Consider the following 25036-nt stretch of genomic DNA (forward strand, 5'->3'; position numbering starts at 1 on the left):
ACGCCCGCAGCAGTGATGTCTGGCGGGCAGATAAAGGAGTGAGTGTGGCGAAGAACTATTACGATATTACCCTGGCGCTGGCGGGAATTTGCCAGTCGGCTCGTCTGGTGCAGCAACTGGCGCACCAGGGACATTGCGACGCAGATGCGCTGCATGTCTCGTTAAATAGCGTAATCGACCTGAACCCGGACTCCACCTTAGGCGTCTTTGGCGGCAGCGAAACCAACCTGCGTACCGGGCTGGAAACGCTGCTCGGCGTGCTGAACGCCAGCAACCGCCAGGGGCTGAACGGTGAGCTGACCCGTTACACGCTCAGTATGATGGTGCTGGAGCGCAAGCTCTCCGCCAGCAAAGGCGCGATGGAGACGCTCGGTAACCGCATCGCCGGTTTGCAGCGCCAGTTAGAGCATTTTGACCTGCAGTCAGAAACGCTGCTGAGCGCAATGGCCGCCATCTATGTAGACGTTATCAGCCCGCTGGGACCGCGTATTCAGGTCACCGGCTCGCCTGCCGTGCTGCAAAGCCCGCAGGTGCAGGCGAAAGTCCGCGCCACCTTGCTGGCCGGTATCCGCGCTGCGGTGCTGTGGCACCAGGTTGGCGGCGGTCGTCTACAGTTAATGTTTTCCCGAAATCGCCTGTCGACGCAGGCCAAACAAATTCTCGCTCATTGTTAACCTCCCGGAGTTGTGACTTATGGAATTATCCTCCCTGACCGCCGTTTCCCCTGTCGATGGACGTTACGGCGATAAAGTCAGCGCACTGCGTGGCATCTTCAGCGAATTCGGTTTGCTGAAATTTCGCGTTCAGGTTGAAGTACGCTGGCTGCAAAAACTGGCGACCCACGCGGCGATCAAGGAAGTTCCTGCTTTTGCTGCCGACGCAAACGGTTACCTCGATAAAATCGTTGAAGACTTCAACGAAGAAGACGCCGCGCGCATCAAAACCATCGAACGCACCACCAACCATGACGTGAAAGCGGTGGAGTATTTCCTGAAAGAAAAAGTGGCAGGGATCCCGGCGCTGCACGCCGTTTCTGAATTTATCCACTTCGCTTGTACCTCGGAAGACATCAACAACCTGTCTCACGCGCTGATGCTGAAAACCGCGCGCGACGAAGTGATCCTGCCGTACTGGCGCAAGATCATCGAGGCGGTAAAAGATCTGGCCGTTCAGTACCGCGATATCCCTCTGCTTTCCCGTACTCACGGCCAGCCGGCAACGCCGTCGACGCTGGGTAAAGAGATGGCGAACGTGGCTTACCGCATGGAGCGCCAGTTCCGCCAGCTTAACCAGGTGGAAATTCTGGGCAAAATCAACGGTGCGGTCGGCAACTATAACGCCCATATCGCCGCTTACCCGGAAGTGGACTGGCATCAGTTCAGCGAAGAGTTTGTCACCTCGCTGGGTATTCAGTGGAACCCGTACACCACGCAGATTGAGCCGCATGACTATATTGCCGAGCTGTTTGACTGCATGGCGCGTTTCAACACGATCCTCATCGATTTCGACCGTGATATCTGGGGTTACATTGCGCTGAACCACTTCAAGCAGAAAACCATCGCCGGTGAAATTGGCTCTTCAACCATGCCGCACAAAGTTAACCCGATTGACTTTGAAAATTCAGAAGGCAACCTTGGGCTGTCCAACGCCGTGTTGCAGCATCTGGCCAGCAAATTGCCGGTTTCCCGCTGGCAGCGCGATCTGACCGACTCCACGGTGCTGCGTAACCTGGGCGTTGGTGTGGGTTATGCATTGATTGCCTACCAGTCAACGCTGAAAGGCGTGAGCAAACTGGAAGTGAACCGCGACCGCCTGCTTGATGAGCTGGATCATAACTGGGAAGTGCTGGCCGAGCCGATCCAGACCGTCATGCGCCGCTACGGGATCGAAAAACCGTACGAAAAACTGAAAGAGCTGACCCGCGGTAAACGCGTTGATGCCGAAGGCATGAAGCAGTTTATCGATAGCCTGGCGCTGCCGGAAAACGAAAAAGAGCGCCTGAAAGCGATGACCCCGGCCAATTATATTGGTCGTGCCATCACTATGGTTGATGAATTGAAATAATCCCCCGCCGTTGCTGTTAGCCCTCTTTCCGCCGCGAAAGAGGGTTTCTTTCTCCCCCGGTTTAAGAAATGTTTATCCCCTGCGCACCACAATCAGCGTTAAACTATTTATATCAAAAATATATGGAGAGTTCTGACGATGCGCGTACTCGTTGTGGAAGATAATGCTCTGTTGCGTCACCATTTAAAGGTTCAGTTGCAGGAGTTAGGACATCAGGTCGACGCCGCAGAAGATGCAAAGGAAGCGGATTACTTTCTTAACGAACATCTGCCGGACATCGCCATTGTCGATCTCGGTCTGCCGGATGAAGATGGTCTGTCGCTGATCCGCCGCTGGCGCAGCCATGACGTCACGCTGCCGGTGCTGGTGCTTACCGCACGCGAAGGCTGGCAGGACAAAGTGGAAGTGCTGAGCGCCGGTGCAGATGACTATGTCACCAAACCGTTCCACATCGAAGAAGTGGTGGCGCGTATCCAGGCGCTGATGCGCCGCAACAGCGGCCTCGCGTCTCAGTTGATCTCCATGCCGCCGTTCCAGGTCGATCTCTCCCGCCGCGAACTCTCTATTAATGACGACGTGGTAAAACTCACCGCTTTTGAATACACCATTATGGAAACGCTTATCCGCAACAGCGGCAAAGTGGTCAGCAAAGATTCGCTGATGCTGCAGCTTTACCCCGACGCTGAACTGCGCGAAAGCCACACTATCGACGTTTTGATGGGGCGGTTACGTAAGAAAATCCAGACGCTCTATCCTGACGACGTTATCACTACCGTGCGCGGCCAGGGCTACCTGTTCGAACTGCCGAAATGAGACGCCTGCTGCGGCATTTTCTGCCGCTCTCTCTGCGGGTTCGTTTTTTACTCGCCACAGCCGCCGTTGTGATGGTGCTTTCTCTGGCCTACGGTATGGTGGCGCTGGTGGGTTATAGCGTCAGCTTTGACAAAACGACCTTCCGCCTGCTGCGTGGCGAGAGCAACCTGTTTTATACCCTGGCGCACTGGGATAACAATAAACTCAGTGTGGATCTGCCTGACACCCTCAATTTGCAAAGCCCGACCGTGGCGCTGATTTACGATCAGCAAGGGAATCTTATCTGGTCGCAGAAAGACGTACCGTGGCTGCAAAATCTGATCGAGCCGGACTGGCTTACCGCTAACGGCTTTCATGAGATAGAAGCCGATGTCGATAACAGTAGTACGCTGGTTGATGACGATCACTCGATTGCCCAGAAGCTGAAAGAGATCCGCGAAGATGACAGCAGCTCAGAGATGACGCACTCGGTGGCGGTGAATATCTACCCGGCAACGGCACACATGCCGCAGTTAACCATTGTGGTGGTCGATACCATCCCCATTGAGCTTAAACGCTCTTATATGGTGTGGAGCTGGTTCGTTTACGTGCTCGCCGCCAACCTGCTGTTAGTGGTGCCGCTGTTGTGGCTGGCGGCGTGGTGGAGCTTGCGGCCGATTGAAGATCTGGCGCGCGAAGTGCGCGAGCTGGAAGAGCACCATCGCGAACAGCTCAACCCGGAAACCACCCGCGAGCTCACCAGTCTGGTGAGCAACCTCAATCGGTTGTTAAAAAGTGAACGCGAGCGGTACGACAAATACCGCACCACCCTCACCGATCTGACGCACAGCCTGAAAACGCCGTTAGCGGTGCTGCAAAGTACCCTGCGATCGCTGCGCGGCGAGAAAATGACCGTCAGCGATGCTGAGCCAGTGATGCTGGAGCAAATCAGCCGGATATCCCAGCAAATTGGCTACTACCTGCACCGGGCAACCATGCGCGGTTCCAGCGGTTTGCTCAGCCGTGAACTGCACCCGGTCGCGCCCCTGCTCGACAGCCTGACCTCGGCGCTGAATAAAGTGTATCAGCGCAAAGGCGTCAATATTACGCTCGATATTTCACCGGAAATCAGTTTTGTCGGCGAGAAAAACGATTTTATGGAAGTAATGGGCAACGTGCTGGATAACGCCTGCAAATACTGTCTGGAGTTTGTCGAAGTTTCTGCCCGGCAGACCGACGATACGCTGCAAATTCTGGTGGAAGATGACGGGCCGGGAATTCCTGCGGCGAAACGCGAGATGGTGTTTGATCGCGGGCAGCGCGCCGACACGTTACGCCCCGGCCAAGGCGTCGGGCTTGCGGTGGCGCGAGAAATTGTTGATCAGTACGAAGGGCAGATCCTGACCGGTGAAAGCCTGCTCGGTGGCGCAAAAATGGAGGTGATTTTTGGCCGTCAGCAGACGATAACAGCCAACGATTAATCTTCCACCGTAACAACGCGGGCAAAAAGAACAAAAAGGAGCCATTACGGCTCCTTTTTACTTTTATGTCACATTGTTACGCAGACAAAATGACATATCAGCATTACTATGATCCTTTATTCAGCCACTGATTATTTGCCGGAAACGCATATGGAATATCACGTAGAGATAAACTGGCCAGACTTTATTCAACGCTACTGGCAAAAACGCCCGGTGGTGCTGAAGCGTGGCATTAAGAATTTCGTCGACCCGATAAGCCCCGATGAGCTGGCAGGGCTGGCAATGGAAAATGAAGTGGACAGCCGGCTGGTTAGCCACCTTGATGGCAAATGGCAGGTCGGGCACGGCCCTTTTGAAAGTTACGATCACCTGGGTGAGAGCAACTGGTCGCTGCTGGTACAAGCGGTGAATCACTGGCATCAACCGGCCGCCGCGTTGATGCGCCCGTTCCGGGTTCTGCCCGACTGGCGCACAGACGATCTGATGATCTCATTCTCCGTGCCCGGCGGCGGTGTTGGCCCGCATCTCGATCAGTATGATGTGTTTATCATTCAGGGAACCGGCCGTCGTCGCTGGCGTGTCGGCGAGAAAACGCCGCTCAAGCAGCACTGCCCGCATCCGGATCTGCTTCAGGTCGATCCGTTCGAGGCGATTATTGATGAAGAGATGGAGCCGGGCGATATTCTCTATATTCCGCCAGGATTTCCGCACGAAGGCTATTCGCTGGAAAACTCACTGAACTACTCGGTAGGTTTCCGTGCACCAAGCGGTCGCGAGCTGATTAGCGGCTTCGCCGATTATGTTCTGCAACGCGAGCTGGGCAGCCAGCGTTACAGCGATCCCGACGTGCAGCTGCGCGACCATCCGGCAGATATTTTGCCGCACGAACTGGATAAACTGCGCGAAATGATGCTTGAGCTGATTAATCAACCGGAGCAGTTCAGGGAGTGGATGGGCGAATTTATCTCCCAGTCACGCCACGAACTGGATGTTGCGCCGCCAGAGCCGCCTTATCAACCGGATGAGATCTATGATGCGCTGCAACAAGGCGACAAACTGGTGCGCCTTGGCGGCCTGCGCGTGTTGCGAATCGGGGAAGATGTGTTCGCCAACGGCGAGCGGATCAACTCTCCACATCGCCCGGCGCTGGAGGCACTCGCCAGCCATATCGTGCTGACGGGAGATCTGCTCGGCGATGCGCTGGAAGATCCCTCGTTCCTCGCCATGCTTGCGGCGCTGGTTAACAGCGGTTACTGGTTCTTTGAAGATTAATGCCTGAGGTTGCCCGGCGGTGCTTGCCACCGGGCAATAGAAGAAGGTTTACTCAGCTTTGGCGGTCAGTTCGGCGATGCGTACAATCACCTGCACCGCTTTCTCCATCCCTTCCAGCGTCACAAACTCATGTTTACCGTGGTAGTTATAACCGCCGGTAAACAGGTTCGGACACGGTAATCCCATAAACGAGAGCTGCGCCCCGTCAGTGCCGCCGCGGATCGGTTTCAGATCCGGTTCAATATCGCAGTCGCGCATGGCCTGTTGCGCCACGTCCAGAATGTGCGGAAACTCGACCACTTTCTCGTGCATATTGTAGTAGCTGTCTTCAATCACCAGTTCGATATAGCAGTCCGGGTGCAGACCCTTACCGACTTTTTTGGCGATCTCCATCATCTTACGTTTACGCGCTTCGAAGTTTTTGCGGTCAAAATCGCGGATGATGTAGTGCATGTCGGCGCGATCGACCGAGCCTTTAATGCTGGTGAGATGATAAAACCCTTCGTAGCCCTCGGTCTGTTCCGGACTCTCCTCTTCCGGCACCAGCGCGTGAATTTTGCTGGCGAGCGTCAAGGCGTTAACCATCACCCCTTTCGCCGTGCCGGGATGCACGTTGTTGCCAACAATTTTTATGTTCACCGACGCCGCGTTGAAGTTCTCAAACTCCAGCTCGCCCACGCCGCCGCCATCAACGGTATAGGCCCATTTCGCGCCGAATTTCTCCACGTCGAAATGCTTCGCCCCTTTGCCCACTTCTTCATCCGGCGTGAACGCGACGCAAATATCACCATGCGGAATATTTTTCTTTTTCAGTACCGCCAGCGCGGTCATGATTTCGGCGACGCCGGCTTTATCATCCGCGCCAAGCAACGTTTTGCCGTCGGTGGTGATCAGCGTCTGGCCCAACATCTGGTGCAACACCGGGAACATCACCGGCGAGAGGATCTCATCGCCAATGCCCAGCGCAATATCGCCGCCGCGATAGTTTTCAACAATTTGCGGGTTAACATTTTTGCCGCTGTAATCCGGCGAGGTGTCGACATGAGAAATAAAACCAATGGCCGGAACCGGCGTTTGCACATTCGACGGCAGTTTCGCCATCACCGTGCCTTTGTCGCTTAATGTCACATTTTCCAGCCCCATCTCTTCCAGCTGGTTCTGAAGTAAACGCAGGAGCTTCCATTGGCCGTCTGTGCTTGGCACCTGGCGGACGCCGGGCTTAGATTGAGTATCCAGAGAAACGTACTGCAAAAAACGCTCTAATAATTTGTCCATGAAGCCCCCCTACAAAATGTCACAACATTATCAGTAAGCGCGAAAAGACAAATATTGCGTCAGGTCACTTTTACCCCGTAAACGGCAATATTTTCAAAATTGCGCGCGGCGTAGTCAGTATTGTTGAGAACATACGGTGTTGCGCGGTCAAAGGAGAACAACAATTGGCGATTTCATGGGTTTGCCGTAGAATGCCAGCCCTAAAATCGTGCACAACCCTGAAGGTGGTTCATCACAAACCCCGCATCGGATATCACTTTTGATGCGCAAACACGGGACAGAGTAAATAATTGAACACACAATCGCGTTCGCGTTCACCGCTGGTGCAACTGGCTGGTATTCGCAAAAGCTTTGATGGCAAAAATGTCATTTCTGATTTTAATCTCACCATCAATAACGGCGAATTTCTGACGCTGCTTGGCCCTTCGGGCTGCGGTAAAACGACGGTTCTTCGCCTGATCGCCGGGCTCGAAAGCGTTGATGTCGGCCATATCCATCTTGATGCTCAGGATATCACCCACGTTCCGGCAGAACACCGCCATGTGAATACCGTCTTTCAAAGTTACGCCCTCTTCCCGCATATGACCGTGTTCGAAAACGTGGCATTTGGCCTGCGGATGCAAAAAACTCCGGCGCAAGAAATTCCCCCGCGCGTCACCGAAGCGCTGCGTATGGTGCAGCTTGACGAGTTCGCCCAGCGTAAACCGCACCAGCTCTCCGGCGGCCAGCAACAGCGTGTCGCCATTGCCCGCGCGGTAGTGAATAAGCCGCGTTTACTGCTGCTGGATGAGTCCCTCTCCGCGCTTGACTATAAGCTGCGCAAGCAGATGCAGAACGAACTGAAAGCGTTGCAGCGCAAGCTTGGTATCACGTTTGTCTTTGTGACCCACGATCAGGAAGAAGCGCTGACCATGTCAGATCGCATCGTGGTGATGCGCGACGGGCGCATCGAGCAGGACGGCACGCCGCGCGAAATTTATGAAGAGCCGAAAAACCTGTTCGTCGCCAGCTTTATTGGTGAAATCAATATTTTCAGCGCCACGGTGATTGAGCGTCTGGACGACAGCCGCGTGCGGGCAAACGTCGAAGGTCGCGAGTGCAATATCCATGTCAACTTCGCGGTGGAAAAAGGCCAGCAGCTGAACGTGCTGCTTCGCCCGGAAGATCTGCGCGTCGAAGAGATCCATGATATTGCCGAAACCGAAGGGCTGATTGGCTACGTGCGCGAACGTAACTATAAAGGGATGACGCTGGAATCGATGGTCGAGCTGGAAAACGGCAAAATGGTGATGGTCAGCGAGTTCTTTAATGAAGACGACCCGGATTTTGACCATTCGCTGGACCAGAAAATGGCCATCAACTGGGTAGAGAGCTGGGAGGTCGTGCTGGCTGATGAAGAGTACAAGTAAATTCCAGAAGGGCGTGATCGCGACCATCGTCGGTTGGCTTGTACTGTTTGTTTTTCTGCCCAACCTGATGATCATCGCCACCAGCTTTTTGACCCGCGACGACGCTAACTTCGTCAAACTGGTCTTTACGCTGGATAACTACACCAGGCTGCTGGATCCGCTCTATTTCGACGTGCTGCTGCATTCGCTCAACATGGCGTTTATCGCCACGCTGATGTGTCTGGCGCTGGGTTATCCGTTTGCCTGGTTTCTGGCGAAACTGCCCGCCAAGGTGCGTCCGTTACTGCTGTTCTTGCTGATTGTCCCCTTCTGGACCAACTCACTGATCCGCATCTACGGGCTGAAAATTTTCCTCAGCACGAAAGGGTATCTCAACGAGTTCCTGCTATGGCTGGGCGTTATCGATACGCCGCTGCGCATTATGTTTACCCCCGGCGCGGTGATTATCGGGCTGGTCTACATTCTGCTGCCGTTTATGGTCATGCCGCTCTACTCCAGTATCGAAAAGCTCGATAAACCGCTGCTGGAAGCGGCAAAAGATCTCGGTGCCAGCAAGTTGCAAACCTTTATCCGCATCATTATTCCGCTGACGATGCCGGGGATTGTCGCCGGCTGTTTGCTGGTGATGCTACCGGCCATGGGGCTGTTCTACGTCTCGGATTTGATGGGTGGCGCAAAAAACCTGCTGGTCGGCAACGTGATTAAGAGCCAGTTTCTGAACATCCGCGACTGGCCGTTTGGGTCGGCAACCAGCATTACACTGACCATCGTGATGGGGCTGATGTTGCTGGTTTACTGGCGCGCCGCGCGATTGCTGAATAAAAAAGTGGAGCTCGAATGATCGGTCGACTGCTGCGAGGCGGTTTTATGACCGCGATTTACGCTTACCTTTATATCCCGATCATTATTTTGATCGTCAACTCCTTTAACAGCTCGCGCTTTGGCATCAACTGGCAGGGCTTTTCCACCCAGTGGTACAGCCTGTTGATGAATAACGACAGCCTGCTGCAGGCGGCGCAGCACTCTCTGACGATGGCGGTGCTGTCGGCAACGTTCGCGACGTTAATTGGCTCGCTGACTGCCGTGGCGCTTTACCGCTACCGTTTTCGCGGCAAACCGTTTGTCAGCGGCATGCTGTTTGTGGTGATGATGTCGCCGGATATCGTAATGGCAATTTCCCTGCTGGTGCTGTTTATGCTGCTCGGCGTGCACCTGGGTTTCTGGTCGCTGCTGTTTTCGCATATCACCTTCTGCCTGCCGTTTGTGGTGGTCACGGTGTTCTCGCGGCTGAAAGGGTTTGATGTGCGGATGCTGGAAGCGGCCAAAGATCTGGGTGCCAGCGAGATGACCATCCTGCGCAAAATCATCCTGCCGCTGGCGATGCCTGCTGTCGCCGCAGGCTGGCTGCTGAGCTTTACCCTGTCGATGGATGACGTTGTGGTTTCCTCTTTCGTTACCGGGCCAGGATATGAAATTCTGCCGTTGAAGATCTACTCAATGGTCAAAGTCGGCGTATCGCCGGAAGTGAACGCGCTGGCGACGATCCTGCTGGTGCTGTCGCTGGTACTGGTGATTGCCAGCCAGTTGATTGCGCGTGATACGACGAAAACAAAAAGCCTGCCTCGCCAGGCGTAATGGACGCAGCCAGTTCGGGCGGACAGCACACAGAAGCCGCAGAACGTTAGGCGTTCGGGCACTGTCCGGACCCGAAATGGCAAATAAAATAGCCTGCAAGGCAGGCTCTAACTCAGGGGACGTTTGAATGAAAAAATGGTCACGCCACCTGCTCGCGGCGGGCGCACTTGCCCTCGGCATGAGCGCCGCACACGCTGACGACAACAAAACACTCTACTTCTATAACTGGACCGAGTATGTGCCGCCGGGCCTGCTGGAGCAGTTCACCAAAGAGACCGGCATCAAGGTTATCTATTCGACGTATGAATCGAATGAAACAATGTACGCCAAGCTCAAAACCTATAAAGAAGGCGCGTACGACCTGGTGGTGCCGTCGACCTACTTCGTGGACAAAATGCGCAAAGAGGGCATGATCCAGAAGATCGACAAAACGAAGCTGACGAACTTCCACAATCTCGATCCCGAGATGCTTAACAAGCCGTTCGACCCGAATAACGATTACTCCATTCCGTACATTTGGGGCGCGACGGCGATCGGCGTCAATACTGACGCCATCGATGCGAAAACCATTACCAGTTGGGCAGATCTGTGGAAACCGGAATACAAAAGCAGCCTGCTGTTAACTGATGACGCGCGCGAAGTGTTCCAGATGGCGCTGCGCAAACTCGGTTATTCCGGGAATACCACCGATGTGAAAGAGATTGAAGCGGCTTATAAAGAGCTGCAAAAACTGATGCCAAACGTGGCGGCGTTCAACTCCGATAACCCGGCGAACCCGTATATGGAAGGCGAAGTGAATCTCGGGATGGTGTGGAATGGCTCCGCCTGGGTTGCGCGCCAGGCGGGAACGCCGCTGGAGGTCGTGTGGCCGAAAGAAGGCGGTATTTTCTGGATGGACAGCTTATCGATTCCCGCAAACGCGAAAAACGTCGACGGTGCGCTGAAGTTGATTAACTTCCTGCTGCGCCCGGAAATCGCCAAACAGGTCGCGGAAACCATCGGCTATCCGACGCCAAACCTGGCGGCGCGTAAGCTGCTCAAACCTGAAGTGGCAAACGATAAATCCCTCTATCCGGATGCCGAAACCATCCAGAAAGGTGAATGGCAAAACGATGTCGGCAGTACCAGCGCCATTTATGAAGAGTACTACCAGAAGTTAAAAGCGGGCCGTTAACCGCTTTCGTCGACCGGGTCGCTCACCCGGTCGACACCGCCAGAAGCAACCCCGGTCTGGCATTTTCCGCCTGCAGCGTCCAGCCGTGCGCCAGCACAATTTCATGGCAAATCGCCAGCCCCAGCCCCGCCCCGCTATCGCGTCGATGCGCGCCGCGCCAGAAACGCGAAAACAGCAACGGCAATTCGTCTTCCGCCACGCCCGGCCCGACATCGCGCACCGTAAACCCATTTTCACTGACGGCAATATGCACGGGCGTACCGGGCGGCGCGTGCTGGATAGCGTTCTCGATCAGGTTCTTAAGCAGGGTGAATAACGCCCCGCGATCGGCGCGCCAGCGCAGCGGATCGTCTGCCGTTGATAAGGTCAACGAAACCTGCGCATCTGAAGCGATACGCTGAAGAAACTGCACGCAATCGCGGGCGATCGCATGGACATCAACCTGAGCAAATTGGTAGCTCAGTGGTTCGCTGGCCTCAGCCAGCAGTAATAACTGCTGAACCTGACGCGCCAGATGTTCGACCTGCAACAACAGCGGCCCGCGCGCGTCCTCTGTGGCCTCCATCATTTCTACTTCTGCACGAATCAGCGTCAGCGGTGTTTTTAACTCATGCGCCGCTTTCGCCAGAAAATCCTGCTGATTACGATACCCCTTCTCCAGTCGCGCCAGCGCCTGGTTGAAGCTGTCAATCAGCGGGGAGATCTCTGTCGGTACACCGCGTGTTTGCAGACGCGCATCCAGCGAGCGCGGCGAGATTAGCGCCGCCTCCGTCGACACATTGCGCAGCGGCTTGAGGGAATATTTCAGCGTCACCCACGCACAAAGCCCGAAGACCACCAGCAGCACCAGGCTGAACAACTCGATACCAAAGCGGATAAACGGTAAGGCAAAACCGCGATGCAGAAAATCGATAATCCGCGAGCTGGCGGCCATCTGGATCCACCAGGTTTTGCCTGCAAGAACATACGGTTCGGTCGCACCATCGTAAATCATGCCGTTAAGCGTGAATTTAAACTCTCGTGATACTTGCGGTGCAAGCGTCGGCCAGTGTTGCGCACCGGGCGACATCAGCACGACTCGCCCTTCGCCATCCAGCACGCGATAAGCCACATCATCGGTGATGCTTTGGTAGATCCACAGTGGAAATTGGTCGCCGTTATTGAACCCGGTCGGCTGCCCGCGCGCGTCAAACTGCAAGTCCTGAGCCAGCCGGTGGGTGTAGTCAGAAAGATCCATCCCCGGTAAGCGCTCTTTCACCACCCGGCCAGACAGCACCAGCAACGCAATACTCAGCAGCGCCCCGGCGACAAACGCCAGCAGGATCTTCAGCGCAAGGATATTCAGCCAACGTTTTTTCCCGGATGGCATAGCCTAATCCCCTGAGGTTAACAATCTGCAGGCGCGAACCAATCGCCGTTAACTTACGCCTTAACCGGTGCAGCGCGACGTCGAGCGCGTTCGGCGTCACCGCATCGCTTAACCCCCATCCGGCGGCTTCCATCCGGCTACGGCGTACTACGCCGCCCTGCTTTCCCACCAGCGCTAACATGATTTGCAGCTCAGCAGGTGCCAGCGCAATGTGCTGTTCGCCACACTGCATAATGCTGGCTTCCGGCGAAAGGATTAAATCGCCCCACGCCGGTTGCAGCGGCTGGCTTTGCACCGGACGGCGCAACAGGGCACGCACACGCGCCACCAGCTCCTCCATGGCAAACGGCTTGGCGAGATAGTCATCCGCGCCCGCCTCCAGCCCTTCGACGCGATCGTGCAGCGCATCGCGGGCGGTGAGGATCAAACACGGGATCGCGACCTGCGCCTGGCGCAGGCGATGCAATAGCTGGATACCGTCGCCATCGGGCAAACCGCGATCGAGCACCAGCCCCTGATAAGAGACCTGTGCTATCGCCGCCCAGGCCGCATCGCCGCGCCCGACAATATCCACAGCGATGCCCGCCGCTGCCAGCCCTTTGGCAATCAGGCGCGCCAGATGGTCGTGATCTTCAATCAGTAATATTCGGCTCATCAGAAATAGTACAGATAACTTATTAAAATGCGGTTTTCGTTAGTCCTGTTCACCAGCGGGCTGTCCTTAATTTCCGACGCCAGCAGCGTCATTTCTACGTCAACCATCAGCGTGTGATGTTCATTGAATGTGTACAGGCTGCGTACGCCCATTTCGGTGTTAATCGAGGCATCTGCACGGTATGCAGGCCGCCACGGACGTGCTTCGCTGCGGCGCACGCCGTAGTAGTAATCGACATAGCTGCTGTTATAACGGCTGACGACCAGCCGAGGCGTCAACGTAAATTGCTCACTCAGATACCAGCGCTTTTCTGCGCCCAGGCGTAAACGCTGCCCGCGACTGTTACCGGAAAGATCGTGAGTCCAGTCTGTAAACAGATCCACTACCGGGTTTTGCCACCCGATGCCCGCTCCGCCCCAGAATCCCCCTTTGCGCTTGTCCATCCCTTTCAGGATATCGGCATCATCGGACGAATAGCCTGCGCCGTCATAACGGGCTATTAGACCGATATTGAGCTGTTGGGTTTCACTCAGATGTAGCGCGGGCAATTTGACTTCAGCCGCCGTGCCTGAAAAGCGGAAATAACGGTTTTCATAATGCAGAATCGGGATCGGGGTGTACTGACGGTCACTATCCTGGTAAGGCTTTTGCGTGCTAATGACGCCGACGCCAACTCCCCAAACCGGCAGTTCATCGGCCCGGGCGGCAAAAACAACAGACATTAGACTGGCTGCGACAACACAACGTGGCACAACACCCATGATGATGCTCCTGTTAGCGGTGGAAACGCTATCATCAGGGGGGTTGTCTTACGGGGAACTTACCAGGGATTTTCACGATAGTCACACGCTGGCGCGTGAACAGGTCAGTAAAAAGCGCTAAACCGCCATCCCCTTAGCTAAAAAGGATGGCGGTGATGGTTAAAGCTTTTTCAGCAGCTTTTCAACGTATTCCGGTACGACCTGGCTTGCCAGCCCATAGTGTTTCTCTTCAAACTCGCTGCCAACCTGGCTCGGTTCGAGATTCAGCTCTACGGTGTGCGCGCCCTGCAGTTTCGCTTCATGCACAAACCCGGCAGCCGGATAAACATGCCCGGAGGTGCCAATCGCGATAAACACATCCGCCATTGCCAGCGCGCTGTAAATCTCGTCCATCCCCAGCGGCATTTCGCCAAACCACACCACATGCGGGCGCAGCGGTGCCGGAAACTGGCAGCAGTGGCATTTGTCATCGTGCGTGACATCCCCCGTCCACGTCAGCACCTGCCCGCTTTGCGAACAGCGCACTTTCAGCAGCTCGCCGTGCATATGGATAATGTTTTTATTGCCCGCGCGTTCGTGCAGGTTGTCGATGTTTTGCGTGATCAGCAAAAAGCGATCGCCCAGCGCCTGCTCGAGCTTCGCCAGCGCCAGATGCGCGGCATTCGGCACAATCTCCGGCAGTTGCAGCTGCCTGCGCCGATCGTTATAGAAGGTTTGCACCAGTTGCGGGTTGCGGGCAAAACCTTCCGGCGTCGCCACGTCTTCAACATGATGCTCTTCCCACAGCCCGTCTGCCGCGCGGAAGGTACGAATACCGGATTCAGCGGAAATGCCCGCTCCCGTCAGAACGACGACTCTTGGTTTTTCCATTACGCCTGGCACCATTGTGTCTCTGAAAAAAATTCGCTGACGCAAGCGCTCGCGCAAACGGCGCTTGTTACGGCGAAAACGGCTGAGACGATGTGAACGTCGCGATTGCATAGCATCCTCTCAGATTAGTCAGTGAGGTGAAGAAAGGCCGCGCCGCGCATCCCGCCCGCATCGCCATGGCGCGCGCGTTCGATACGTGGTACATCGCCTGCCGGTAACAGATGCGGCGCAATACGCGCTGGCAACAGCCGGGTCAGCGCGCTGAAATTGGATAAACCGCCGCCAATCACCAGCAGATCCGGGTCGACAATGGTCAGAATATTACCCAGACACACCGCCAGCAAATCCACATAACGTTCCACATGCGCCAGCGCCTTCGCCTCGCCCTGTTCCCAGCGCGTAATGATTTCCGGCGCTGACAAGGATTGATGATAGAAGTGTCGGTACAGCCAGGCAAAACCGCGCCCGGAGAGATAGTTTTCAATACAACCGATCTTTCCGCAGCCGCAGCGGGTAAGCGGGAAATCAAAACCCATCAGCCCCAGCGCATCCACCGGCAGGCGGATATGACCGAACTCACCGGTGATAAAGCGACGGCCAGAGATGGATTTGCCATTCACCACCAGCCCACCGCCAACGCCGGTGCCGAGGATTAACCCCATCACCAGCGGATACTGGCGGAATTCGTCATCCCAGGCTTCGGAGAGCGTAAAGCAGTTGGCGTCGTTGTCGATACGCACATTGCGCTCAAGCAACGCAGTAAGGTCGGCGCGCAGCGGTTGACCGCTGGCAGCGGGGAGATTAGCGGCATACAGCGTGCCGTCGGCGGTTTCCGGCATGCCGGGAATACCGACGCCGACGCTGCCTTTGACACCGAAATGCGCATCCGCTTCGGCAACCAGATCGGCAATGGCGCGCAGAAACGCCTGATAGCTGTCGTGCGGGGTGGCGACGCGCTTTTCCCACTGTAAGCGCCGGTTGGCGTCAAAGACGCCCAACGCGATTTTACTGCCGCCGATATCAAATCCGTAATTCATTGCCACTCCTTCGTTGTGGCCCGTTCCACGCGGAATTACTGCCCGCTCAGCACTCGTGCAGGATCAATATTGCTCGCCCGGCGCGCCGGATACCAGCTTGCCAGCAGGCTTAGCGCCAGCGCCGTCACCAGCACATAGACGACATCCAGCGGGTGCAGCTCCGATGGCAGGAAATCGATAAAGTAGATATCTCCCGACAGGAACTGATGGCCGATCAACTTTTCAATCACGTTAATGATTGGCGTTAATTGCAATGATACGACAACGCCGATCACCACACCGCTGATGCTGCCAAGCAGGCCTGCCAGCAGACCGTACCAGACGAAAATGGCGCGGATAAGCCCATCTTTCGCCCCGAGCGTACGCAACACAGCAATATCACCACTCTTGTCTTTTACCGCCATGACCAGCGTCGAGACAATGTTAAAACAGGCCACGCCAATCACTAAGACCATCGCCAGATACATTATGGCGCGGATCATCTGAATGTCGCGATACATGTAGCCGTACTTACCAATCCAGCTTTTGATATAGACGTAGCTGTTGGTCACTTCACCCGCGTCGCGCACCAGTTTATTGGCGTTAAACACATCATTTACCTTGATGTCGATGCCGGTGACGCTGCCGCCCATATCCAGATATTGCTGCGCGTCCTGCATCGGGATCATCGCATAGCTGTGATCAAGCTGGCCGCTCAGTTGCAGAATGCCCGTGACATGCAAACGCACGCGTTTGGGTTGTAGCAGTTTATGCGCGTCATCGGAGTTGGGGATCATGATGGAAACCCAGTCGCCCTGCTTCACTTTTAGCGCATCGGCCACGCCTTTACCCAGAATGATCTGCTGCTCACCGGCGCGGAAATTTTGCCAGCCGTCGCCCTGCACAAATTTCGGCAAGGCGCTAAGCTGCGTTTCCTGCGCCGGGTCAACGCCTTTCACCTGAATCGCGCGCAGGTTGGCACCGCTTTCCACCAGCCCGGTAAAATTAATATAGGGCGCAGCGGCGGCAATGCCCGGCACTTTTTTCACTTTTTCCAGCGCTGTGTCCCAGTTCGTCCACGGCTGATTCACCGGCTCGATTTCACCGTGCGGCACCACCGCCAGTATGCGGTTGTTCAGTTCACGTTCGAAACCGTTCATCGCGCTTAAACCGACAATCAGCACCGCCACGCCCAGCGCGATGCCAACGGTGGAGATCACCGAAATCAGCGACACCATACCGCCACGACGGCGACCACGGCTAAAACGCAGCGCAATCAGTAAAGAGAGGGGTGAGGCCATTACTCGGCCCCCATCAGGGTGACTTCAGTATTCAGGCGACCATCGCGCATTTCTAACTGGCGATTCATACGCTTCGCCAGGTGTAAATCATGTGTCACCACGAGGAAAGCCGTGCCCTGCATTTTGTTCAGTTCGCCCAGCAGTTCGAAAATGCTGTCCGCGTTACGCGCATCGAGGTTCCCTGTCGGTTCATCTGCCAGCACCAGGCGCGGATTGTTGACCAGCGCGCGGGCAATCGCCACACGCTGGCGTTCGCCGCCAGAAAGCTCGGAAGGACGGTGGCTGGCGCGATGTTCAAGCCCAACCGCGCGCAGCATTTCCCGGGCACGCTCATTAATTTCCGCTGGTTTCTTTTTGCCAATCAACAGCGGCATTGCCACGTTTTCCAGCGCGGTGAAGTCCGGCAACAAATGATGGAACTGGTAGATAAAGCCTAATTCCCGGTTACGCAGCTCCGCTTTGGCGGTCGAGGTGAGTTTGCTCATTGGCTGGTCACGGAAAATTACATCGCCAGAGGTTGGCGTATCCAGCCCGCCTAACAGGTGCAACAGCGTACTTTTACCGGAGCCGGAGCTGCCGACAATCGCCATTAACTCCCCTTCCGCCATGCTAAAGCTGACATCATGCAGTACGTCGGTTTGCACACTGCCTTCCTGATAGCGTTTGCACAGGTTGTCGCATTGCAACAGGATCTTATTCATAACGTAAAGCCTCAGCGGGTTGAGTGGCGGCGGCGCGCCAGGAAGGATAAAGCGTAGAGAGCAGCGCGATGGCCATCGCCACCAGCGCAATACCAATCACCTGCAGCGGTTCAATCGCCACCGGCAGGGCTGCGCCATCAAGGAAGGCACCAATAATCGGCATCAGGTTATTTAACTGGCTGGCGAGCAGTGCGCCCAGCCCGGCACCCAGCAACGCGCCAATAATCCCGGCGCTGGCCCCCTGCACCATAAACACGGCCATGATTTGACGTGGGGTTAAGCCCTGGGTTTGTAAAATCGCTACCTCGCCCTGCTTTTCCATCACCATCAGACCCAGCGAGGTAATAATGTTGAATGCCGCAACGGCGATGATCAGGCTCAGCAGCAGCCCCATCATGTTTTTTTCCATCCGCACGGCCTGGAACAGCTCGCCTTTACGATCGCGCCAGTCCTGCCATTTGGTGCCTTCCGGCAATGTTTGCTGGCTGAGCACGTCGACTTTCAGCGGCTCATTCAACCATAAACGCCAGCCGGTGATATTCCCCGCCGGGTAGCGCATCAGGCGTGAAGCGTCATCAATATTGACCAGCATCTGGTATTCGTCGACTTCACTGTTCGCCGCAAATGTACCCACCACGGTGAACAGACGCTGGCTCGGCAAACGGCCCATCGGCGTAAACTGGCTGGCAGAGGGCACCATCACGCGGATTTGATCGCCACGGTTCACGCCTAACTGACCGGCCAGTTGCTCACCGAGGATAATGTTGTATTTGCCCGCTTGCAGATCGCTTTGTTTGACATTCACCAGATATGGCGTCAGCGGATCGTTTTGCGCCGGATCGATGCCCATCATCACCCCCACCGCCACGCTGCGCGCGCTCTGGAGCACTACATCGCCAGTGGTGAGCGGCGCAATTCGCGTCACGCCCTGTAATTTGATCTGGCTTGCCGGCAGCTGCGCTGGATTCAGTGAGCCGTTTTGCGTGGTAAGAGTAGCCTGTGGCATCAGCCCCAGAATGTTGTTTTGCAGCTCGCGCTCAAAGCCATTCATCACCGATAACACCGTTACCAGCGCCATAACACCGAGGGTGATGCCAATGGTTGACAGCCAGGAGACAAAGCGGCCGAAGCGGTCCGCTGCGCGCCCGCGCATATAGCGCAGGCCTATGAAAAGAGTGACAGGCTGGTACATGAAATCCGTCTGGTTGCTGATAGCAGAGTGAGGAGTATATAAGCGAAAGCACAGAGCGTAAATGAGTGAAACGGTAAGTATTCGTCAGACAGATAAGGAAAAATTCCGTGAAATCAAACCAATAAACAACCGCCAGCCAGTTTGCATTTCCGTTTGTTTGTACGGCTGTTGACCGTTAATGCCCTCTCGCCTTAATCCGAAAATGAACAAATACAGACACTTCCCCAATACATCCCTCTCCCGTCTGCCCAGGATCAACGACCAGGATTTTGGCAAAACAGGCAACAGTGTTAATGAAACAGAAAACATTATGGATTAATCAAATCAAGGGGTTATGTATTTGTCTGGTTGTGGTTTATCACTCCGTCATCACGTTTTACCCGCACCTGTCCACTTTCCAGCATCCGTGGTCGCAAACGCTCACTAAATGCTGGATTTATTTCAACCTTTACCTCGCACCGTTTCGTATGCCGGTGTTCTTTTTTATCTCCGGCTACCTCATTCGCCGATATATAGACGATGTGCCGTGGAAAGAAACGCTCGATAAGCGTATCTGGAGCATCGTCTATGTGCTGGCGCTGTGGGGCCTCCTGCAATGGGCTGGGTTACGCCAGATAAATGACTGGCTCGCGCCGCAGCGCGATCTGAGTAATGCCGCCAACGCGGCTTACGCGGAGAACTGGCGCGAGTTCGCGCAGGGCATGCTCACCGCCAGTACCAGCTTGTGGTATCTCTATGCGCTGGTGGTCTATTTCACGCTTTGTAAGCTGCTCAGTAACTGGAAAGTGCCACTATTAGCGCTAATGATCCTGGCAAGCCTGGCGATTAATTACCTGCCACTGCCGTGGTGGGGGATGAACAGCGTGGTGCGTAATATGATTTTCTATTCGCTCGGCGCCTGGTATGGGGCAAGCGTAATGGAGTGGGTCAAAACCGTGTCGCTCCGCCGCTACGGATTACTGTTTGCGCTGGCGGCCGTGGTGGCTTTCGGGCTGTGGATGTTGAATATGCCACTGCCGCTGTGCCTGCTTTCTATTGTGGGCATTATGCGTTTGTTCCAGATGCTGGAGCAGCGTTTTCCCCCCAACGAAAAGAGCCTGCTGAACGTGGTCGGCTCCAATACGCTGGCAATTTATACCACTCACCGCATTCTGATTGAGGCCATCAGCCTTGCGCTGCTCAAACCGATGAACGCGGGCGCATGGCCGCAAACGGTCGAACTGGCGCTGCTGTTAGTCTATCCGTTCGCCACGTTGCTGATTTGTACGCTGGCTGGGCTGATGGTGCGAAAATTGTCGTCGGCACTGTTCGCCGATCTCTTTTTCACGCCACCGACGAAACATCTCACGGCGGTGCAAGCGCGTTAATCCTGCGCGTCGTATTGGCTAAACCCGCTTAATCACAGATAATAATGGTATTGCGTATCAGGGATATGCCCCCATAACGGGGGGTATATCCATAACGAGATCTTGATATCCCCATGCCTGAACAATACCGTTATTCCCTGCCTGTCAAAGCAGGCGACCAGCGCCAGTTTGGCGAACTGACAGGTGCTGCCTGCGCCACCGAAGTTGCGGAAATCATTGAGCGCCATCCGGGCCCGGTTGTGCTGATTGCGCCGGATATGCAAAACGCGCTGCGCTTGCAGGATGAGATTGGGCAGTTTACCGATAACCTGGTCATGAACCTCGCCGACTGGGAAACGCTGCCGTATGACAGCTTCTCACCACATCAGGAAATTATCTCTTCCCGCCTGTCGACCCTATATCAGCTCCCCTCCATGCAGCGCGGCGTGCTGATTGTTCCGGTAAATACGCTGATGCAACGCGTTTGCCCGCATAGCTACCTGCATGGCCATGCGCTGGTGATGAAAAAAGGGCAGCGCTTGTCGCGCGATGAGCTGCGCAGCCAACTGGATAGCGCGGGTTATCGCCATGTTGATCAAGTTATGGAGCATGGGGAGTACGCCACACGCGGCGCGCTGCTTGATCTTTTCCCGATGGGCAGCGAGCAGCCTTTCCGCCTCGATTTTTTCGATGACGAAATCGACAGTTTGCGTCTTTTCGACGCCGATACCCAGCGAACGCTGGAAGAAGTCGAAGCAATTAACTTACTGCCCGCGCACGAATTCCCGACCGATAAAAACGCCATTGAGCTGTTCCGCAGCCAGTGGCGCGATAAATTTGAGGTCAAACGCGACGCCGAGCATATTTACCAGCAAGTCAGCAAAGGTACGTTGCCTACCGGGATTGAGTACTGGCAACCGCTGTTTTTCAGCGAACCGCTGCCGCCGCTGTTCAGCTATTTCCCGGCAAACACCTTACTGGTTAACACCGGTAATCTGGAAAGCAGCGCCGAGCGCTTCCAGCAGGAGACGCAGGCGCGTTTTGAGAACCGCGGTGTTGACCCGATGCGCCCTTTACTGCCGCCGGAGACGCTGTGGCTTCGCGTTGATGAGCTCTACAGCGAGCTGAAGAAATGGCCGCGCATCCAGTTAAAAACCGAACACCTGGCCGACAAAGCCGCGCATGTTAACCTGGGTTACCGGTCGTTGCCGGATCTGGCGGTACAGGCGCAGCAGAAATCACCGCTGGATAACCTGCGTAAGTTCCTCGAATCGTTCGCCGGGCCGGTGGTGTTCTCCGTCGAGAGTGAAGGTCGTCGCGAGGCGTTAATTGAGCTGCTGGCACGCATCAAAGTTGCGCCTAAGCGTATTATGCGTCTCGATGAAGCCGAAGCGCCTGGCACATACCTGATGATCGGTGCCGCAGAACACGGCTTTATCGATACGTTACGCAGCCGGGCGCTAATTTGTGAAAGCGATCTGCTCGGTGAGCGCGTCGCGCGTCGTCGCCAGGATACACGGCGCACCATCAACCCGGATACGTTGATCCGTAACCTGGCCGAACTGCATGATGGCCAGCCGGTGGTGCACCTGGAACACGGCGTGGGCCGTTATGCCGGAATGACCACGCTGGAAGCGGGCGGCATCAAAGGCGAATATCTGATGCTGACCTACGCCGGTGACGCCAAACTGTACGTGCCCGTCTCGTCGCTGCATTTAATCAGCCGCTATGCAGGCGGTGCGGAAGAGAACGCGCCGCTGCATAAACTGGGGAGCGATGCCTGGTCGCGCGCGCGGCAAAAAGCGGCGGAAAAAGTGCGCGATGTCGCCGCAGAACTGCTGGATATTTACGCGCAGCGCGCCGCCAAAGCGGGCTTCGCCTTTAAACATGACAAAGAGCAGTATCAACTTTTCTGCGACAGTTTCCCGTTTGAAACCACGCCGGATCAGGCGCAGGCTATTAACGCGGTGCTCAGCGATATGTGCCAGCCGCTGGCAATGGACCGGCTGGTGTGCGGCGATGTCGGCTTCGGTAAAACCGAAGTGGCGATGCGCGCCGCGTTTCTTGCGGTTGAAAACAACAAGCAGGTGGCGGTGCTGGTGCCAACCACCCTGCTCGCTCAGCAGCACTTCGATAACTTCCGCGATCGCTTCGCCAACTGGCCGGTGCGCATCGAAATGCTTTCACGTTTTCGCAGCGCCAAAGAGCAGGCGCAGATCCTGGAGCAGGCCGCCGAAGGAAAAATCGATATTCTGATTGGCACACACAAGCTGTTGCAAAGCGATGTCAAACTGAAAGATCTCGGCCTGTTAATTGTCGATGAAGAGCACCGTTTCGGTGTGCGCCACAAAGAGCGTATTAAAGCGATGCGCGCCGATGTGGATATCCTGACGCTGACCGCCACGCCGATCCCCCGTACGCTGAATATGGCGATGAGCGGGATGCGCGATCTGTCGATTATCGCCACCCCGCCCGCGCGCCGCCTGGCGGTAAAAACCTTTGTACGCGAGTACGACAACCTGGTGGTTCGCGAGGCAATACTGCGCGAGATCCTGCGCGGTGGGCAGGTCTACTATCTCTACAATGATGTGGAAAATATCCAGAAAGCCGCCGACCGGCTGGCGGAACTGGTGCCGGAAGCGCGCATCGCCATCGGTCACGGCCAGATGCGTGAACGCGAGCTGGAGCGGGTGATGAATGATTTCCACCATCAACGTTTCAACGTGCTGGTGTGCACCACCATTATTGAAACCGGGATCGATATTCCGACCGCCAACACCATCATTATTGAACGCGCCGATCACTTCGGCCTTGCCCAGCTCCACCAGCTGCGCGGGCGAGTCGGGCGTTCGCACCACCAGGCCTACGCCTGGCTGCTGACGCCGCATCCCAAAGCGATGACTACCGATGCGCAAAAACGCCTGGAGGCCATCGCCTCGCTGGAAGATTTAGGCGCGGGCTTCGCGCTGGCAACGCATGACCTCGAGATCCGCGGCGCGGGAGAACTGCTGGGCGAAGACCAGAGTGGTCAGATGGAAACCATCGGCTTTTCGCTCTATATGGAACTGCTGGAAAATGCGGTCGATGCGCTGAAAGCGGGCCGCGAGCCGTCGCTGGAAGATCTCACCAGCCAGCAAACCGAAGTGGAATTACGTATGCCGTCGCTGCTGCCGGATGACTTTATTCCTGACGTCAACACGCGCTTGTCATTCTATAAACGCATCGCCAGCGCTAAAGATGAGAACGCGCTGGAGGAGATTAAAGTTGAGCTGATTGACCGTTTCGGCCTGTTGCCGGATGCAGCGCGTAACCTGCTGGATATTGCCCGCTTGCGCCAGCAGGCGCAAAAACTGGGGATCCGCAAGCTGGAAGGCAACGAAAAAGGCGGCATGATTGAGTTCAACGCGAAAAATCATGTCAATCCGGCGTGGCTGATTGGCTTGCTGCAGAAACAACCGCAGCATTTCCGCCTCGATGGCCCAACGCGGCTGAAATTTATGCAGGATCTCAGCGAGCGCAAAGTGCGGATGGATTGGGTTCGTAACTTTATGCAGCAGCTCGCCGAAAATGCGGTAGCCTGACAAAATGCGTTACGCCGGGTCGCATGGCCCGGCACCTTTACTTTCCTCAACATTTACAAATATTTTGCAATACTCCAGGATTTCCCTACACGCTGACCTACCATAATTCCATCACACAGCTTTATAGCAATAACCTTATGATTTACATGGATTATGGTAATGATAAAAATGTCGCGTTTCGTTCACTGGCTCGCGCTGCTGGCCGCCGCCGCCACTGTCACTCTCGCCCTCCCCGCACACGCTAACACCTGGCCTTTACCCCCTTCCGGCAGTAACCTCGTTGGCGAGAACCGTTTTCATGTCGTGCAGAACGACGGCGGTTCACTGGAGGCGATTGCCAAGAAATACAATGTAGGATTTCTTGCGCTTTTGCAGGCCAACCCCGGTATCGATCCGTATGTCCCGCGCGCGGGCAGTGTACTGACCATTCCGCTGCAAACGCTGCTGCCCGATGTGCCGCGCAAAGGCATTGTGATCAACCTCGCCGAACTGCGCCTCTATTACTATCCGCCGGGTAAAAACGAAGTCACGGTTTACCCGATCGGCATTGGCCAACTGGGTGGCGACACGCTGACGCCCACCATGGTCACCACGGTTTCCGATAAACGCGCGAACCCCACCTGGACACCGACCGCGAATATTCGTGCGCGCTATAAAGCGCAGGGAATAGATCTGCCAGCGGTGATGCCTGCCGGGCCAGATAACCCGATGGGCCACCATGCCATTCGCCTTGCCGCGTTTGGTGGCGTCTATTTGCTGCACGGTACTAACGCCGATTTCGGTATCGGTATGCGCGTTAGCTCCGGCTGCATTCGCCTGCGGGATAAAGACATCTCTAACCTGTTCGCCCAGGTTTCCCCGGGTACGCCAGTGAATATCATCAATACGCCGATCAAAGCGTCAGTTGAGCCTGATGGCAGACGGCTGGTGGAAGTGCATCAGCCGCTATCGAAATCGATTAACGATGATCCCAAAACATTACCCATCGTGCTGAACGCTGCGATGCAAGCGTTCAAAGATGATGCGCGCAGCGATGCAACAGTGATGAGCCATGCGATGGAAGTACGTTCCGGGATGCCGGTCGATGTCACCCGCCACATTGAAAACGACCCGCAGGTGATGTAACTGCCCTGCTGGCGTAA

Annotated in this window: 21 protein-coding genes; 12 read left to right on the forward strand and 9 right to left on the reverse strand. The window is 55.6% G+C overall.

All coding sequences use genetic code 11. From position 1 onward, the window contains the following. Window positions 1-44: 44 nt before the first annotated feature. The 5 genes from hflD to RT644_RS09345 all read left to right on the forward strand — a co-directional run bounded on the left by hflD (window position 45) and on the right by RT644_RS09345 (window position 5609). Window positions 45-674, forward strand: a complete 630-nt coding sequence (gene hflD, locus RT644_RS09325) for a high frequency lysogenization protein HflD (RefSeq protein WP_313626441.1) — start codon at window positions 45-47, stop codon at window positions 672-674. Between the two features lie 19 nt (window positions 675-693). After that, complete coding sequence (purB, locus tag RT644_RS09330) at window positions 694-2064, forward strand: adenylosuccinate lyase (protein WP_020457487.1); 1371 nt, start codon at window positions 694-696, stop codon at window positions 2062-2064. A gap of 138 nt (window positions 2065-2202) precedes the next feature. After that, window positions 2203-2877 carry a two-component system response regulator PhoP gene (phoP, locus tag RT644_RS09335; RefSeq protein ID WP_017456462.1) on the forward strand — a complete coding sequence of 225 codons (675 nt, stop codon included), beginning with the start codon at window positions 2203-2205 and terminating at the stop codon, window positions 2875-2877. Next, a complete protein-coding gene (gene phoQ, locus RT644_RS09340; protein WP_313626442.1) occupies window positions 2874-4337 on the forward strand; it encodes a two-component system sensor histidine kinase PhoQ in 1464 nt (487 codons plus the stop codon). Before phoP ends, phoQ begins: the two co-directional genes overlap by 4 nt. A 150-nt stretch (window positions 4338-4487) precedes the next feature. Continuing rightward, window positions 4488-5609, forward strand: coding sequence for a cupin domain-containing protein (locus RT644_RS09345; RefSeq protein ID WP_020457485.1), 1122 nt, complete (start codon window positions 4488-4490; stop codon window positions 5607-5609). A gap of 48 nt (window positions 5610-5657) precedes the next feature. Here RT644_RS09345 and pepT read toward each other — a convergent pair whose 3' ends face one another. After that, on the reverse strand, window positions 5658-6884 hold the full coding sequence (gene pepT / locus RT644_RS09350) for a peptidase T (RefSeq protein WP_020457484.1): 1227 nt from the start codon (window positions 6882-6884) through the stop codon (window positions 5658-5660). Window positions 6885-7174: 290 nt separating this feature from the next. On the opposite strand from pepT, the gene potA reads away from it, so the two are divergent. The 4 genes from potA (at window position 7175) to potD (ending at window position 11102) form a co-directional block, all read left to right on the forward strand. Next, a complete protein-coding gene (gene potA, locus RT644_RS09355; RefSeq protein ID WP_249882167.1) occupies window positions 7175-8293 on the forward strand; it encodes a spermidine/putrescine ABC transporter ATP-binding protein PotA in 1119 nt (372 codons plus the stop codon). Continuing rightward, a complete protein-coding gene (gene potB / locus RT644_RS09360; protein ID WP_097407906.1) occupies window positions 8277-9134 on the forward strand; it encodes a spermidine/putrescine ABC transporter permease PotB in 858 nt (285 codons plus the stop codon). Before potA ends, potB begins: the two co-directional genes overlap by 17 nt. Further along, complete coding sequence (potC, locus tag RT644_RS09365; protein ID WP_020457481.1) at window positions 9131-9928, forward strand: spermidine/putrescine ABC transporter permease PotC; 798 nt, start codon at window positions 9131-9133, stop codon at window positions 9926-9928. Before potB ends, potC begins: the two co-directional genes overlap by 4 nt. A 127-nt stretch (window positions 9929-10055) precedes the next feature. Continuing rightward, window positions 10056-11102 (forward strand): spermidine/putrescine ABC transporter substrate-binding protein PotD, encoded by a 1047-nt coding sequence (potD, locus tag RT644_RS09370; protein WP_097407903.1) that lies wholly within the window; start codon window positions 10056-10058, stop codon window positions 11100-11102. A gap of 22 nt (window positions 11103-11124) precedes the next feature. Here the strand turns inward: potD and RT644_RS09375 are convergent, their stop codons facing one another. The 8 genes from RT644_RS09375 to lolC all read right to left on the reverse strand — a co-directional run bounded on the left by RT644_RS09375 (window position 11125) and on the right by lolC (window position 18967). Then, the gene (locus RT644_RS09375; protein WP_313626742.1) at window positions 11125-12441 is read right to left on the reverse strand and encodes an ATP-binding protein; all 1317 of its coding nucleotides are present in this window, start codon (window positions 12439-12441) and stop codon (window positions 11125-11127) included. Further along, entirely contained in the window at window positions 12326-13126 is an 801-nt protein-coding gene (locus RT644_RS09380) for a response regulator transcription factor (RefSeq protein ID WP_313626443.1), read from the reverse strand. Before RT644_RS09380 ends, RT644_RS09375 begins: the two co-directional genes overlap by 116 nt. Then, a complete protein-coding gene (locus RT644_RS09385; protein ID WP_313626444.1) occupies window positions 13126-13887 on the reverse strand; it encodes a MipA/OmpV family protein in 762 nt (253 codons plus the stop codon). Before RT644_RS09385 ends, RT644_RS09380 begins: the two co-directional genes overlap by 1 nt. 159 nt (window positions 13888-14046) lie before the next feature. Continuing rightward, complete coding sequence (gene cobB / locus RT644_RS09390; protein WP_269231213.1) at window positions 14047-14868, reverse strand: Sir2 family NAD+-dependent deacetylase; 822 nt, start codon at window positions 14866-14868, stop codon at window positions 14047-14049. Window positions 14869-14882: 14 nt separating this feature from the next. Beyond that, on the reverse strand, window positions 14883-15794 hold the full coding sequence (nagK, locus tag RT644_RS09395; RefSeq protein WP_097407898.1) for an N-acetylglucosamine kinase: 912 nt from the start codon (window positions 15792-15794) through the stop codon (window positions 14883-14885). Between the two features lie 35 nt (window positions 15795-15829). Next, window positions 15830-17074 carry a lipoprotein-releasing ABC transporter permease subunit LolE gene (gene lolE, locus RT644_RS09400; protein ID WP_313626445.1) on the reverse strand — a complete coding sequence of 415 codons (1245 nt, stop codon included), beginning with the start codon at window positions 17072-17074 and terminating at the stop codon, window positions 15830-15832. Beyond that, window positions 17074-17775 carry a lipoprotein-releasing ABC transporter ATP-binding protein LolD gene (gene lolD / locus RT644_RS09405; RefSeq protein WP_160270719.1) on the reverse strand — a complete coding sequence of 234 codons (702 nt, stop codon included), beginning with the start codon at window positions 17773-17775 and terminating at the stop codon, window positions 17074-17076. The genes lolE and lolD overlap by 1 nt, the downstream gene beginning before the upstream one ends. After that, a complete protein-coding gene (gene lolC, locus RT644_RS09410; protein ID WP_020457472.1) occupies window positions 17768-18967 on the reverse strand; it encodes a lipoprotein-releasing ABC transporter permease subunit LolC in 1200 nt (399 codons plus the stop codon). The genes lolD and lolC overlap by 8 nt, the downstream gene beginning before the upstream one ends. Before the next feature lie 293 nt (window positions 18968-19260). Here lolC and RT644_RS09415 point away from each other — a divergent pair, with 293 nt between their 5' ends. The 3 genes from RT644_RS09415 to RT644_RS09425 all read left to right on the forward strand — a co-directional run bounded on the left by RT644_RS09415 (window position 19261) and on the right by RT644_RS09425 (window position 25019). Beyond that, the gene (locus RT644_RS09415; RefSeq protein ID WP_313626446.1) at window positions 19261-20334 is read left to right on the forward strand and encodes an acyltransferase family protein; all 1074 of its coding nucleotides are present in this window, start codon (window positions 19261-19263) and stop codon (window positions 20332-20334) included. A 113-nt stretch (window positions 20335-20447) separates the two neighbouring features. Continuing rightward, window positions 20448-23894, forward strand: a complete 3447-nt coding sequence (mfd, locus tag RT644_RS09420) for a transcription-repair coupling factor (RefSeq protein ID WP_313626447.1) — start codon at window positions 20448-20450, stop codon at window positions 23892-23894. 159 nt (window positions 23895-24053) lie between these two features. After that, entirely contained in the window at window positions 24054-25019 is a 966-nt protein-coding gene (locus RT644_RS09425; protein ID WP_313626448.1) for a L,D-transpeptidase family protein, read from the forward strand. Window positions 25020-25036: the final 17 nt, after the last annotated feature.

Origin of the sequence: Kosakonia sp. (assembly GCF_032104925.1) — a bacterium.
Classification (GTDB): Bacteria; Pseudomonadota; Gammaproteobacteria; order Enterobacterales; family Enterobacteriaceae; genus Kosakonia.

What these genes read in the sequence shown, in the direction of transcription:
- lolD (WP_160270719.1), bottom strand. Translation starts at nt 17,775, where the DNA reads ATGAATAAGATCCTGTTGCAATGCGACAACCTGTGCAAACGCTATCAG.
- phoP (WP_017456462.1), top strand. Translation starts at nt 2,203, where the DNA reads ATGCGCGTACTCGTTGTGGAAGATAATGCTCTGTTGCGTCACCATTTA.
- nagK (WP_097407898.1), bottom strand. Translation starts at nt 15,794, where the DNA reads ATGAATTACGGATTTGATATCGGCGGCAGTAAAATCGCGTTGGGCGTC.
- RT644_RS09345 (WP_020457485.1), top strand. Translation starts at nt 4,488, where the DNA reads ATGGAATATCACGTAGAGATAAACTGGCCAGACTTTATTCAACGCTAC.
- purB (WP_020457487.1), top strand. Translation starts at nt 694, where the DNA reads ATGGAATTATCCTCCCTGACCGCCGTTTCCCCTGTCGATGGACGTTAC.
- cobB (WP_269231213.1), bottom strand. Translation starts at nt 14,868, where the DNA reads ATGCAATCGCGACGTTCACATCGTCTCAGCCGTTTTCGCCGTAACAAG.
- potD (WP_097407903.1), top strand. Translation starts at nt 10,056, where the DNA reads ATGAAAAAATGGTCACGCCACCTGCTCGCGGCGGGCGCACTTGCCCTC.
- pepT (WP_020457484.1), bottom strand. Translation starts at nt 6,884, where the DNA reads ATGGACAAATTATTAGAGCGTTTTTTGCAGTACGTTTCTCTGGATACT.
- lolC (WP_020457472.1), bottom strand. Translation starts at nt 18,967, where the DNA reads ATGTACCAGCCTGTCACTCTTTTCATAGGCCTGCGCTATATGCGCGGG.
- RT644_RS09425 (WP_313626448.1), top strand. Translation starts at nt 24,054, where the DNA reads ATGATAAAAATGTCGCGTTTCGTTCACTGGCTCGCGCTGCTGGCCGCC.
- RT644_RS09385 (WP_313626444.1), bottom strand. Translation starts at nt 13,887, where the DNA reads ATGGGTGTTGTGCCACGTTGTGTTGTCGCAGCCAGTCTAATGTCTGTT.
- lolE (WP_313626445.1), bottom strand. Translation starts at nt 17,074, where the DNA reads ATGGCCTCACCCCTCTCTTTACTGATTGCGCTGCGTTTTAGCCGTGGT.
- RT644_RS09380 (WP_313626443.1), bottom strand. Translation starts at nt 13,126, where the DNA reads ATGAGCCGAATATTACTGATTGAAGATCACGACCATCTGGCGCGCCTG.
- mfd (WP_313626447.1), top strand. Translation starts at nt 20,448, where the DNA reads ATGCCTGAACAATACCGTTATTCCCTGCCTGTCAAAGCAGGCGACCAG.
- RT644_RS09415 (WP_313626446.1), top strand. Translation starts at nt 19,261, where the DNA reads ATGAAACAGAAAACATTATGGATTAATCAAATCAAGGGGTTATGTATT.
- phoQ (WP_313626442.1), top strand. Translation starts at nt 2,874, where the DNA reads ATGAGACGCCTGCTGCGGCATTTTCTGCCGCTCTCTCTGCGGGTTCGT.
- potB (WP_097407906.1), top strand. Translation starts at nt 8,277, where the DNA reads ATGAAGAGTACAAGTAAATTCCAGAAGGGCGTGATCGCGACCATCGTC.
- potC (WP_020457481.1), top strand. Translation starts at nt 9,131, where the DNA reads ATGATCGGTCGACTGCTGCGAGGCGGTTTTATGACCGCGATTTACGCT.